This window comes from Candidatus Puniceispirillum marinum IMCC1322 (assembly GCF_000024465.1).
GTDB classification, from domain to species: domain Bacteria; phylum Pseudomonadota; class Alphaproteobacteria; order Puniceispirillales; family Puniceispirillaceae; genus Puniceispirillum; species Puniceispirillum marinum.
In genome coordinates, this window is sequence record NC_014010.1 from 1,375,653 (window position 1) to 1,389,011 (window position 13,359).

Annotated in this window: 9 protein-coding genes; 4 read left to right on the forward strand and 5 right to left on the reverse strand. The window is 49.7% G+C overall.

Translation table 11 applies throughout. The annotated features are described in order from the left end of the window. Positions 1-38: 38 nt before the first annotated feature. Genes trpB through SAR116_RS06420 form a run of 4 tightly spaced genes read left to right on the forward strand, consistent with a single transcriptional unit; the run spans position 39 to position 4,387 of the window. A complete protein-coding gene (gene trpB, locus SAR116_RS06405) occupies positions 39-1,262 on the forward strand; it encodes a tryptophan synthase subunit beta (RefSeq protein ID WP_041860805.1) in 1,224 nt (407 codons plus the stop codon). Between the two features lie 51 nt (positions 1,263-1,313). Next, positions 1,314-2,135: a tryptophan synthase subunit alpha gene (gene trpA / locus SAR116_RS06410; protein WP_013046127.1), complete on the forward strand. Its 822-nt coding sequence runs from the start codon at positions 1,314-1,316 to the stop codon at positions 2,133-2,135. 24 nt (positions 2,136-2,159) lie between these two features. Continuing rightward, entirely contained in the window at positions 2,160-3,020 is an 861-nt protein-coding gene (accD, locus tag SAR116_RS06415; RefSeq protein ID WP_013046128.1) for an acetyl-CoA carboxylase, carboxyltransferase subunit beta, read from the forward strand. Then, positions 3,020-4,387, forward strand: a complete 1,368-nt coding sequence (locus SAR116_RS06420; RefSeq protein WP_013046129.1) for a bifunctional folylpolyglutamate synthase/dihydrofolate synthase — start codon at positions 3,020-3,022, stop codon at positions 4,385-4,387. The genes accD and SAR116_RS06420 overlap by 1 nt, the downstream gene beginning before the upstream one ends. A gap of 65 nt (positions 4,388-4,452) precedes the next feature. Here the strand turns inward: SAR116_RS06420 and trxA are convergent, their stop codons facing one another. The 5 genes from trxA to ahcY all read right to left on the reverse strand — a co-directional run bounded on the left by trxA (position 4,453) and on the right by ahcY (position 13,298). After that, entirely contained in the window at positions 4,453-4,773 is a 321-nt protein-coding gene (trxA, locus tag SAR116_RS06425) for a thioredoxin (RefSeq protein WP_013046130.1), read from the reverse strand. Positions 4,774-4,798: 25 nt separating this feature from the next. Further along, positions 4,799-8,290: a double-strand break repair helicase AddA gene (addA, locus tag SAR116_RS06430; protein ID WP_083775267.1), complete on the reverse strand. Its 3,492-nt coding sequence runs from the start codon at positions 8,288-8,290 to the stop codon at positions 4,799-4,801. Continuing rightward, positions 8,280-11,288, reverse strand: a complete 3,009-nt coding sequence (addB, locus tag SAR116_RS06435) for a double-strand break repair protein AddB (RefSeq protein WP_013046132.1) — start codon at positions 11,286-11,288, stop codon at positions 8,280-8,282. The genes addA and addB overlap by 11 nt, the downstream gene beginning before the upstream one ends. A gap of 97 nt (positions 11,289-11,385) precedes the next feature. Next, positions 11,386-11,883 carry a tRNA (adenosine(37)-N6)-threonylcarbamoyltransferase complex ATPase subunit type 1 TsaE gene (tsaE, locus tag SAR116_RS06440; protein ID WP_013046133.1) on the reverse strand — a complete coding sequence of 166 codons (498 nt, stop codon included), beginning with the start codon at positions 11,881-11,883 and terminating at the stop codon, positions 11,386-11,388. A gap of 20 nt (positions 11,884-11,903) precedes the next feature. Further along, complete coding sequence (gene ahcY / locus SAR116_RS06445) at positions 11,904-13,298, reverse strand: adenosylhomocysteinase (RefSeq protein ID WP_013046134.1); 1,395 nt, start codon at positions 13,296-13,298, stop codon at positions 11,904-11,906. Positions 13,299-13,359: the final 61 nt, after the last annotated feature.

The following is a 13,359-nucleotide window of genomic DNA, read 5'->3' on the forward strand; positions in this document are numbered from 1 at the left end:
ACCACTCAGGAGGCTGGCCATATGTGCCGGAAAATAAAATGAACGAAGCAAGTAAGAATTCTTTTCGTAACCAGCCCGATGATGGTGGCCGTTTTGGCATCCATGGTGGACGCTTTGTTGCCGAAACGCTGATGCCGCTGATTTTAGAGGTTGAAAAGTCATACAATGAATCACGGCAGGATGATTCATTTGCCCGCGAATTACTTTATTATCAGCAACATTATGTTGGCCGTCCAAGTCCACTATATTTTGCCGAGCGGCTGACCGCGCATTTTGGTGGCGCAAAACTATATCTAAAGCGCGATGAGCTTAACCATACAGGTGCCCATAAAATCAATAATGTTCTGGGGCAAGCCTTGCTGGCCAAGCGTATGGGCAAAAAGAAAATTATTGCCGAAACTGGTGCTGGTCAACATGGCGTAGCCACAGCAACTGCCTGCGCACTATTTGATATGGAATGCGAAGTCTTTATGGGTGAGGAAGATGTTCGCCGTCAAAAGCCTAATGTTGACCGGATGCGTCTGCTGGGCGCTAAAATTCATCCTGTCACATCTGGTACCGGCACATTAAAAGACGCCATGAATGAAGCTTTGCGGTTTTGGGTGACCAATGCGGAAACACATTTCTATATTATTGGCACGGTTGCAGGTCCGCATCCCTATCCCCAAATGGTTCGTGATTTTCAGTCTGTTATCGGCATTGAGGCTCGTACCCAAATTCAGGAAGCCGAAGGGCGGCTACCTGACGCACTGATTGCCTGTATTGGCGGCGGATCAAACGCGTTGGGCTTGTTTCATCCGTTTCTGGATGATGAAGATGTAGATATTTATGGTGTGGAAGCGGCTGGCAAAGGTATTTCATCTGGCCTGCATGCGGCGTCACTAACCGGTGGCACACCAGGTATTCTGCATGGCAACCGCACCTATCTTCTGCAAAATGATGATGGCCAAATTATTGATGCGCATTCGATTTCTGCTGGCCTCGATTATCCAGGCATTGGGCCTGAACATTCATGGTTGCATGATATAAAACGCGTTAATTATGTCAGCGCTACCGATGATGAAGCGCTGATAGCATTCCAGCTTTGTTCACGGCTTGAAGGTATTATTCCCGCGCTGGAACCATCACATGCGCTTGCTTTCACAGGCACAATGATTGGCGACATGGATAAGGACTCAATCGTAATTCTGAATATGTGTGGACGCGGCGACAAGGATCTTGGTGCCGTACTTCCTATTCTTGAAGAGCTTGGCAGGCTGTAAAGCAATCACCACACATTGCATCGAAGACATAATACGAACAAAGGAATTATAATGACACGTCGTATCGAGACAGCTTTTGCCAAAGCAAAGTCAGCAGACCGAGGCGTTTTAGGCGTCTTTATCACGGCTGGCGACCCCGACCTTGAAACATCTGAAAAAATATTGCATGCCCTTGCAGATACGGGCGTTGATTTTATCGAGTTAGGCATGCCTTTTTCTGATCCGATGGCGGATGGTCCGGCCATTCAGGCGGCGTCACTACGGGCTTTGAAAGCTGGTATGAGCTTGCAAAAGACATTGGCCATGGCCAAACGGTTTCGTGCAAAGAATGCTGACATTCCAATCATTCTGATGGGCTATTACAATCCTATTTATATTTATGGCAATGATGTCTTTTTGAAGGATGCTGTCGATGCAGGTGTAGATGGTTTAATTCTGGTTGATCTGCCGCCCGAAGAAGATGAAGAGTTGTGCATTCCCGCAAAACAGGCTGGTCTTAGCTTTATCCGACTTGTAACACCAACGACGAATGATAAACGTCTGCCAACGGTTCTGGCCGAGGCCAATGGCTTTGTCTATTATGTATCAGTGACAGGCATAACAGGCACCAAAAGTGCCGCTGCTGACTCTATAGACACCGCCTATAAGCGGATTAGCAACCACACAGATTTGCCGATTGTCACAGGTTTTGGTATCAAGACAGCTAAACAGGCAGCGGAAGTTGCAAAATTGAGTGATGGTGCGGTTGTTGGATCAGCCGTTGTTGATATTATTGCCAGCAATCTTTCGCAAGATGGTAGCGGTAATGATGATATCGTCCGTAAAGTTGCCGCATTTGTGAGGGAACTTGCAAATGCTGTTAGCGGTAAGTAGTCAGACGACGAAGGGATGTAAGCGATGAACTGGATTACAAATTCTGTACTCCCCAAAATCAAGGCATGGGTTCAATCAGATGATGTACCCGATAATTTATGGGTAAAATGTAAAGCCTGCGGGCAGATGATTTTCCATCGCGAATTTGAGCAGGCCTATAATTGTTGCTCTACCTGCGGTTCACACGCGCCTTTACCACCGGAAAGCCGCTTTGCCATGACTTTTGATGATGGCAAATTCGATATCATCCCCCTACCGCAAATCGTTGATGATCCCCTTAAATTCCGCGATACAAAGAAATACGCTGATCGTTTGCGTGATACACGTAACCGTACTGGCCTTGATGATGCTATCGCTGTGGGTGTTGGTAAAATCGGGGGCTGTGACACGGTGATGGCTGCCTTTGATTTCCGCTTCATGGGTGGATCAATGGGGCGCATGGTTGGTAACGGGATTGTGTTGGCCGCGCAAGAAGCTGTAAAACGCAAAGCCGCATTGATCACTGTGCCATCAACTGGTGGTGCCCGTATGCAGGAAGGCGTGTTATCACTGATGCAGTTACCGCGTACGATTTCTGCCGTTGATCAGGTGCGTGATGCCAATTTGCCCTATATTGTTTTGCTGGCGCATCCAACAACTGGTGGTGTGACGGCCTCTTTTGCTATGCTTGGTGACATTCAGATTGCCGAGCCCGGTGCCATTATCGGTTTTGCCGGACGCCGCGTCATTGAGGAAACGGTGCGTGAAAAACTGCCTGACGATTTCCAGACTGCGGAATATCTGCAAGAACATGGCATGGTTGACAGTGTCGTTGCCCGTAGCGAGCAAAGCGCCTATATCGGCCGCATTCTTGGCTTCCTAATGGGAAATAGCAAGGCGGCCTGATGACCGATATTGATTCTGTTGATCTTGCGTCCAGCTCAACTGATGGCGAGGATGCACATGATGCTATGCGCGCGCAACATGCGCTTGATCGTCTTGCCGCGCTTCATCCCAAGCTTATTGATCTAGGGCTTGATCGTACCTTTGCGCTATTAAACCGGTTAGGTAATCCACATCATGCATTGCCTCCAACAATTCATGTGTCAGGTACAAATGGCAAAGGATCCGTCATTGCCCATATGCGCGCCATGGCCGAGGGGTGCGGGTTACGCGTTCATGTCTATAGCTCGCCTCACCTATGCCGGTTTAACGAGCGCATCCGGTTAGCCGGGACATTGATTAGCGATGGCGCATTGGCTGACCTTCTTGAAGAGGTTGAAAATATTAATGGTACTGATGAAGTCACCTTCTTTGAAGTGACCACAGCCGCCGCGATGCTGGCCTTTTCACAATGTGAAGCAGATTTGTTATTATTGGAAACGGGACTTGGCGGCACTCTGGATTCGACCAATGTTCTGGATAGGCCGCTAGCCACAATAATCACGCCTATTGCCCGTGATCATGAGCATTTTCTGGGCAATGATGTGGCAACCATTGCATCGCAAAAGGCCGGTATCATGCGGCATAACGTGCCTTGTTTCAGTGCGCAACAAGATAACGTTGTTGCACAGCAACTGAACGCGCATGCAGAGGAAATTGGCGCCAAGCTTTTTACGGCCAGCATTGATTTTAACGGGTATAAGGCCGCAGATGGGCGCATTGCCATTACCTATAGCAACACTGATCTGAATGACGGTGCGGTAACCTTGCCCACACCCGGCCTTGCTGGTGAACATCAGGTTGATAATGCCAGCCTTGCCGCGACGGCGCTTATCCATGCGCTTGGGACAAGCCGCAAATTAGCACCTGTTAAAATTGTTGCCGGCCTGGGTAATGCCATATGGCCGGGCCGCATACAGAAGCTGGACAAAGGTGATCTGACAACCCTTATGCCAGACCAATCAATATGGCTGGATGGGGCACATAATGCACATGGGGCGCAGGCACTGGTGGCCGCGCTTCCCGACCTTCATGATGGGCAATGGACAGTGATTTGCGGCGCGTTGAACACACGTGATCCTGCTGAATTTCTAGCCCCCATAAGCAAAATTGCAGGACAAGTCCTGACCTTGACGATCCCGGGTCAACCTGCCTCATTAACGGCCGGTGAGCTTGCCGCCTCGGCAACATCAATTGGGCTATCAGCTTCACCTGCCCGCTCGATACAGGACGCCTTGACAATCGCTGATAACAACCACCCTGTGATTATATGTGGTTCACTTTATCTAGCCGGGCATATTCTAAACGAAAACAAAACGCTACCTGTCTAAACAAGTAGCGTTCATCTGTCTGGAAACGACCAGACATTTATTATTCTTGGGTGTAAGCGTGATTGTTAAATCGACTGCTCAATCCAATTTTCCAATTGTGACTTAGGTAACGCGCCAACTTTTTCGGCCACGACCGCGCCATCTTTAAAAATGAGCAACGTTGGAATACCACGCACATTATACTGCTGAGGGGTAAGCGGGTTTTCATCAATATTCAATTTGACGATTGAAAGGCTGTCACCTTTATCTTCAGAAATTTCTTCAAGAGCCGGGCCAATCGCCTTGCATGGGCCACACCATTCTGCCCAGAAATCGACAAGAACCGGCTTGTCAGATTGCAAAACCTGCGTCGAGAAATCACTATCAGTCGTCTTTGTTGTCGCCATTGGGTGTTCCTACCTGTGTAACGTGCTATGTGAATGAGTTATAAACTGTCTTAATGTCACCAAATATTCGCGCAAGCGCCAAAGCGCGCATTGACGCTGTTATTTCCTGAAGCCTAGCTGTTTCCGTCCAAATGAGCCAGCACACAATTGGCTTATTAGGAAAAATTTCTCCTATCAAAGCCGCATAAAGTGCCATTTGGCGTTGATATGTTTCGGGAGGGGAATCTTCATTCGCAATACCGGTTTTGAAATCTGCAATAATGACGCTGTCATCACCGACAAACAGGCGATCAATCTGTCCAGACACACCGCGATCACGCACCATACCAGTCACTGGTACTTCGGCAAGCGCATCAGGGGTAAACAAATTGCCAAAGCGTGGATCATTCAAAATTGTGAAAACCTCATTTTTAAGCTGCGCACCCTGAGCAGGCGATAGCATATCAACCGTTGCAATCATGCGATCTGCAACAGTGTTGCGCTGATCCTGAGGTACTGTCGGCAACATCTCAAATAGACGGTGCGCCAGACGTCCCCGGGTCAATGCCATAGCTTGTGTTCGGCTATCTGTTACGCCAAATCCCAATGGATGCGGCGCATAAAGATTGGCAGGCTCTGATGGTCGCAACGGACGAGCATCAGGTGGTAAATCGGGTGCAGGATGATGAAGCCAGCTTGTGTCAGCCGGTTCACTGGCTATATCTGGAACGCGCATAGCTGCGTCATCATCAGGCATTGAAGGGAAAACAGAATCAGCCTCTGAAACAGTCTTGGCGATATGACGCAACACGCCATCCACGTCTTCGACAACGTCTTTATGTTCTGTAAAATATGCCTTTATCCGGCTGTAGGGACTGTTTTCAAGCCAGCGCGAATTGCGTTTTTCCCAGCCGCCTATTACCAACCCATCACGGGCTCGCGTTAATGCCACATAAAGGAGGCGGTTATCTTCTTCGGCACGCAGGTCGCTTGCTTTCTGACGCGCCGTTTCAAGAAATGGTGGCCGCAAATGACTGCCAGCTTCCCAATAGATAAAGCGTTGATCTTCGCCTGTTATCAGCGGGGAATGGGGCACGCTATGCCGCAACATATCTGGCAGGATAACGATTGGGGCTTCAAGTCCCTTGGCACCGTGAATGGTCATGACACGCACCTCATCCACATTACCAGCATCCATATCGCGCTTTACATCACCGCCACCAGCACGAACCGCTGCCAAAAAGGCTGTTAGCGAAACACCTCCAGACTCTCCATAGCTTTGGGCGACTGCCAGAAAATGGTCAAGCGCCTCATCAACCGACGAACCAAGACGGGCGCGGAATTTATCGCGGCCACCATCAACAAGAACCTTGCTGAAGAAAGAAAAAACCGACCCCCCATCAACCAATCTGCACCACTCTTCCAAACGGTCGGCAATACGACCAAGCGGATCATTGCTTCCCAGATAGCGCATAAGCTGTCGGAATAGACTGTGCGATCCACGGTCATGGGCAAGATCAAACAACTGCGCTTCACTGATGCCAAATAAAGGCGATTTCAATAAGGCGGCAAGCTGTAAATCATCGTCAGGCAAAAGCGCAACGTCACCCAATGCCAGCAAATCCTGAATTTCAATCTGATCCACAAGCCGCATCCTGTCAGCACCTGCAACGGCAACACCTTGTTCTTGAAGCGCAACCAGCACCTGCTCAAAGAAAACATCGCGTTTGCGAAGCAGGATGAGGATATCACCAGCCATAATCTTTCTTGGCATATGATCATTGTCCGACGATGGCAAAGGTCGTTTGCCAATCCAGGATTTTAACGTGCGCGCAAGATGGCTTGCTGCCACAGCAGAGGCGCCTTGCATCGACGCAATATTTGCAGGGGTGAAACCTTCTGTCTTTTCCTCATCAACCGGCGCGTCAATGATAGGCCAGACTTCGACAAAACCACCTTTATGACGACGCGCGAGATCATGGCTTACAAAATCCTCAATACCGTCAAGGTCAGGGATCAAATCATTGACCAAACCAAGAATGGGTGCCGTTGACCGGAACGACACCGATAAAGATAAAGCCCGAAAATCAATCTCAGCCGCCATCGCCTTATTGCGAAGCAATGTACGGTTCTCGCCAAGCACCTTTGGATCAGCGCCCTGAAATGAATAGATCGATTGTTTAAAGTCACCAACAGCAAAAACACTGCGCGGTGCGATGTCCATATCTGCAGTGTCCGAAGCAATAGAGCTGGCCGCAACAGGCATATCACTGCCGTCAAAGAATGACTCAACAAGGCGAAGTAACAAAGTCCATTGCGCGGGACTTGTATCTTGTGCTTCATCGACCAGAACATGACCTATACCATTGTCAAGTTTCCACGCCACCCATTGTGCAGCTTCGCTTCGGGCAAGCAGACGGTTGGTCACAGCGATCAAATCATCATAATCGAGCAGACCACGACTTTCTTTCAGGCTTTGATAATGACGCTGGAACGCTGCCCCAAAAATATATAATGCCGTGGTCAACTCGCGGCACCGATCCGTTGCCATCATATGTAAAATGGGGGTCAGAATATCAATGACCGCACGCTGGACATCGACAATGGGAGGATATTCAGCACGGATGTCAGCATTGGACAGGTTCCGGTCAGCACGTGGGCCCTTTGTCGTGAACAGCGCATCAACCAGCAAATTCAACCTCGCAATGCGCATTTCGTCATCAAGTGCCAACCACGCAAAAAACGCGGCACCACGATCGCGCTGGGTTTCGGTTTTAGCATTCTGTAAAGCCACTGCCACCGCACGTAAGGCCTCATCATCGATTTTTGCCAATGCCTCTGCAATATGCTGGGTTACAAAATCCGCCTCAGGCATATCAAGATCATCACGGAAATGTGCCTGTAAGCGGGATAAGGTGTCGATATCGTCAAGCGCAGGCACACGCCGCAAGAACTCGGTGAGAATTTCAGTCGCTTGTCCTTCGGAACTCTGGTTAGCAATAGTTGCCACGGCTATCTGTATTGCAGGATCTAGGCTGTTCATCACCGCAACTTTGGCAATTGACTTAAGACGATCCTGTTCGGCATCGTCTGCCAGCTTTGCATTTGGCGCAATGCCGGCTTCAATCGGAAAGCGGCGCAAAATGGACTGGCAAAATGAGTGCACTGTCTCAACACGTGGGCCATTGTCATTATCAAGTATCTTGGCAAACAGCATGCGCGCCAGACGAATATTTCCCTGTGATGGTGCAACAATTCCCATTGCTTGCAGATCTTTGGTCAGATCAGCTGTTGAAATAACAGCCCACCGAGCCAGACGCGCATAAATACGGTTGCGCATTTCTGCCGCCGCCGCGCGTGTATAGGTAACACATAAAATACCGTCGGCTTCTGCACCTGACAAAAGCAGACGCAGAACCCGGTCAGTCAATAATTTGGTTTTGCCTGTTCCGGCATTGGCCGAGACAAAGACCGATGCCATCGGATCAGATGCGCGCGCCTGTTCTATGCTGGCACGCTGAATAAGATCATTCATCATGCCCCTCCTGTTGCCATTCGCTTATCCGCGCCAGATGCCGGTAAGGATTATAGGATAGCTTGAATTTGATGTTTGGCTCAGCTGGATAGGTGGCTTCGGGATCATCAAACAGCGTGATCAGCGACTGCATCATGTCGCGGGTGTTTTCCGGCGACCCATCATCAGGCAACACATCGTAAATATCACCAATCTTGTTTTTACGGCCACTTAGTTTCCAATATTGCATCTTGGCAATGTCGCAACCTGGCTTATCATCATAACCGCCATCCCATGCGATCAAGGCTTCGACCAGAAGCTGGGTAGCGCGACCTGAAGCAACCTTGCTTTTTGATGGGACAATACCGGTTTTATAATCAATTATGTGCCATGTACCATCCTTGGTTTTTTCCAACCGATCAGCACGCGCCGATAATTCAACGGGGCCAGCCGGCCCGGTCAATATGGTGCTGCCTTTCTTTTCGGCATGTATGAAAGCAAGATCATCACGGCGCTGCTTTTCTGTTTCAATAATCCAACCTGCAACCATCTCAAACCGGGGCCACCAGAAATAACGGATATCAGGCGTTGCCCATTGATCGGCAAAATGCGTTTTACCTATGGCCAGCAAGTCTTGATACGCGGTATCAGGCAAAGACCCAGAAGGAAAAGTGCGGGTAAAATCGGCAAGCACATTATGAAATAATGTGCCGCGCAAAGCCGCATCTGGTGGACGGTCAATATCGTCAAGTTGACGAAGCTTTAGAATCTTCTTGGCATAAAGCGCGTATGGATCATTGATCCACATATCGATCTCGGTAGCCGAAAACTTTCGTGGGCGCGCGCTTAGTGGCGGTTTTGGCGCTGGACGCTTTATACGGTTTGGTATCGTTTTAGGATTTAATATCGCAAGCCATTCAAACTTTTCATCACCACGATCAAGCGCTTTGGCAATGCCAAGAGCCGATAGCACAACATCCATCCGCTGTAGCCAGCGACTTGGGATCGTCGCCGCATCATTCTGGCGTTGCGCACGGGTGATCGTGACCTTTGGGTTGCAAATTGCCATATAGACATCATGCGCACTTAGGCTGGTACGCCAGTTATGTGGCGGCAAACCAACGGCTTTGCGCATATCGCTGTTCATCCAAGGATCAGTTTGCGGTTGCGGTGGCCAGTTACCTTCATTGAAGCCCGCAATTATCAAATGATCGGCGGTTTGCATCCGCGATTCTACCGCTCCCAGAATAGCCAGCCTTGGATGTGACTGCTGGACAGCATGCACTGTTATGTCCTGCATGATTTGTACTAACGTTTGCGCAAAATCCGTGGCATTAACCGCTTGATCATGCCCATGCTCGACCAGGTTTTTCAACAGATCGGCAGCGGCCTTGCCGCCTTGATTGTCCCATAGATGAAGAGCACCGTCATTCTTATCGGCGACTCGTGTTTCTGTATCGGGTCCATCAGATGGAATACACATAGTCTGCGCTGCCATCATTTCGGCGGTCTGGCCTAGTCCACGGGCAAGGCTTGCCATGGTTGGGGCTGGCGCCTGCCACGCATCAACAAGGGGGGTAAAGGGAACCGCGATATGGATCGCGATAAAATCCCGCAAATCTTTATCATCACCAATGGCAATGGCTAAACCTTCTAGACCGGGGGCTGGCCGTTGGCCCCGCAGAACCAGTTTTTCAATATGTCTGACTTTAGCGCGAAAATCAGCCTGTGCCATGCCACCTGCCGCACAAGGATGCTTAAGCACACCAAGCAATGCCAATGGCGCAAAATTTTCCTGCATCGCCTCCACCAGCAACTGCAAAAACGCCCCTGCCCGATGGGTAAGAAGGGTTGTGCCCGCCGAATCATCAATTGTAATTTTCCAGCGCGCCAGTTCAGCGATAACCGCCTCGGCCAGATGGCGGTCCGGCGTAATCAGTGCTGCCGTCTGGTCTTCATGCTCAAGCGTTGCGCGCAGGTCAGCCGCGATCAATCCTGCTTCGGCACGCCGATCATGCGTTTCGATAACTTGTAGCCCTTGCAAAGCATCACGGCCAAGATCGGGCCTGTCCTCGGACAATTGCCGCCATGTTGCCGTCGTTGGTGCGGGGCGGAATACTTCACGCATCAGATCACGCCGCGCACTTGTTGCTGGCTGACTTTCGGGATTGGACACCCAGTTCTGGACATCCAATGGTGTGATATCCATGAAATGCAAAAGCTGGGCAAGCTGATATTGCGGATGGCCGCTATCATGGCTAATTGCGTCCCATTCAGGCACCGCACCACTATCCAAGCCAGGCAAAACAACATGACCATTCGGCAAATTAGATACACAACGAATAAGTTCACGCGTCGCAATGATCGAACCTGTTGATCCAGCAATGACGATCAGAGTCTCAGGTGGGTTATCCTGCCATGCTTTTACGCGCGCGCGGATCAGCCGGTTACGCCGATCGACACCATCCATAACATTCTCTGAAGCTAGAATTGCTGGCCAGTTATCAACCAGAATAGTTAGGAGTTTGATGATATCCTGCCAATGTGCCGAATAACGTTCGGGCAGCATGTCACGCAACTGATCGGGGTTGGCATCAACATTATAAAGTTGATCAAGCAATTGACCAAGCGTATGGGCAAGCATCATAGCTTGCGGGAAGGTTGGTGTCTGGCCACCAAGTTTGAACCCACCCAGCAATTTAGCCAACATCATCTGGCGGCGCAAAGGCGAAATCGCCGGCGGCAACATCGCGGTGTCTGCACCCCCATAAAGCTCTGGAAACACGTCAGCCACATCATCTGCAAGATCGCCAATCGGTATCATGCGCGGCAATAATGCTGCCTGTCCCTTGGTGACATCGAGAAAAGCACTTCGCAACGCCTGTGCTGCCCGCTGGGATGGCACCATGACAATGGCACGCGCCAGATCGGTTGGGCTAGATGCTAGCTGAATAACCCCCTTGGCAAGTTCTTTTGCAAAGGGGGTTCCTGCCGGAATATTATAGACAGACGAAACACGCATAAAAGCAGTATAAAAGTAAGCGTTCTTAAATGCGAGCAAGCATTCAACATGATGCAACAATATTAATCATATTGGCTTTTCGAAAACCGTAATCGGCCTAAATGTCAGGCTTTGCAAATAGCTTGGCAAGGGCATCGATACGTGCACTCCATCGGGCTGGGGCGCTAATCTGAACCTGCCGCATCTGGCTATCCAACGAAGCACTAACGGGATTGATTTGGATCGATAAACAGCTATCGGGCAATAAGGTTTCAAGCCTTTCAGGCCATTCAATCAGGCAGGCAGCGTCAAGTAGCGCATCCTCAATACCAAGTTCGATGGCATCATCGGGTGATTCAATGCGGTAGAGGTCAAGATGCCATAAGGGGGTGCCATCAGGCATGTCATAGGTCTGCACAAGTGTAAAGGTAGGGCTGGGAATATCAGTTTCATATGGGCAAAGCCTGTTAATTAACGCCCGTGCCAAAGCCGATTTACCCGCACCTAGCGGCCCGTATAATGCGATCACATCACCAGCAGCTAAGCCTTGAGACAAAAACTGGCCCAACCTTTCGGTTGCGGCCAGATCTTGCAAGTCTAATTTTACAATAGCCATCAAGCGACCTTGTGAAGGTATCAATAACGATATTGTTCGCTTTTGAAGGGGCCTTGCTGTTCAACGCCGATATAGTCAGCTTGATCAGGCCGTAAGGTTGACAGAAACGCACCAACCTTTTCCAAATGCAAGGCCGCAACCTTTTCATCAAGGTGACGTGGCAAGGTATAAACCTTGTTTTCGTATTTTTCAGCTTCGTTCCATAGTTCCATCTGCGCCAACACCTGATTGGTGAAGCTGGCAGACATCACGAATGATGGATGACCCGTCGCACAGCCAAGATTTACAAGACGGCCTTTGGCCAGCAGAATCATGCGTTTGCCATCAGGAAATTCAATTTCATCAACCTGCGGCTTCACCTCTGACCAGACCATATTGTTCAGAGCCGATACCTGAATTTCATTATCAAAATGGCCAATGTTACACACAATGGCCCGGTCTTTCATTTCGCGCATGTGATCGACCGTAATGATATCACGGTTGCCAGTCGCGGTCACAAAGATATCTGCCTTAGGGGCGGCCTGCTCCATAGTCACAACTTCATAGCCTTCCATTGCGGCCTGCAATGCACAGATAGGGTCAACTTCGGTTACCATAACGCGCGCACCACCTTGACGAAGGGATGCGGCCGAACCTTTGCCAACGTCTCCAAAACCAGCAACGACAGCGACCTTGCCAGCCAACATCACATCGGTAGCGCGGCGAATAGCATCGACCAGAGATTCGCGACAGCCATAAAGATTGTCGAATTTTGACTTAGTAACCGAGTCATTCACATTGATGGCTGGGAATGGCAGACCACCTGCTTCAGCCAACTGATAAAGGCGCAAGACGCCAGTGGTTGTTTCTTCTGATACACCTTTGATGGCATCACGCTGCTTGGTAAACCAGCCCGGGCTAGCAGCTAAACGTGTTTCAAGCTGTGCCTTAAGATATTCTTCTTCTTCAGATGCCGGATGGGCAAGCACGGTTTCACCCGCCTCAGCGCGGGCGCCAAGCAGGATATACATGGTTGCATCGCCGCCATCATCCAAGATCATGTTAGCTGTTTCGCCATTCGACCATTGGAATGTACGATCAACATATTCCCAATATTCAGCAAGCGTTTCACCTTTTTTGGCAAAAACAGGAACCCCTGCCTTGGCGATAGCCGCTGCGGCCTGATCCTGAGTTGAATATATATTACATGATGACCATCGAACATCGGCACCAAGGGCGACCAAGGTTTCAATCAATACGCCTGTTTGAATTGTCATATGCAAACAACCAGCAACGCGCGCACCTTTAAGTGGTTTTGCAGCACCAAATTCGTCACGCAATGCCATGAGACCAGGCATTTCGGTTTCCGCGATCGATAGTTCTTTACGCCCCCAATCAGCCAAGCTGATATCAGTGATAATGTAATCCTGCTGCATGATAGTCATCCTATAATAAATGAATGGCTAGGATGTAACCTAATTTGTGGTTTTTTTAAAG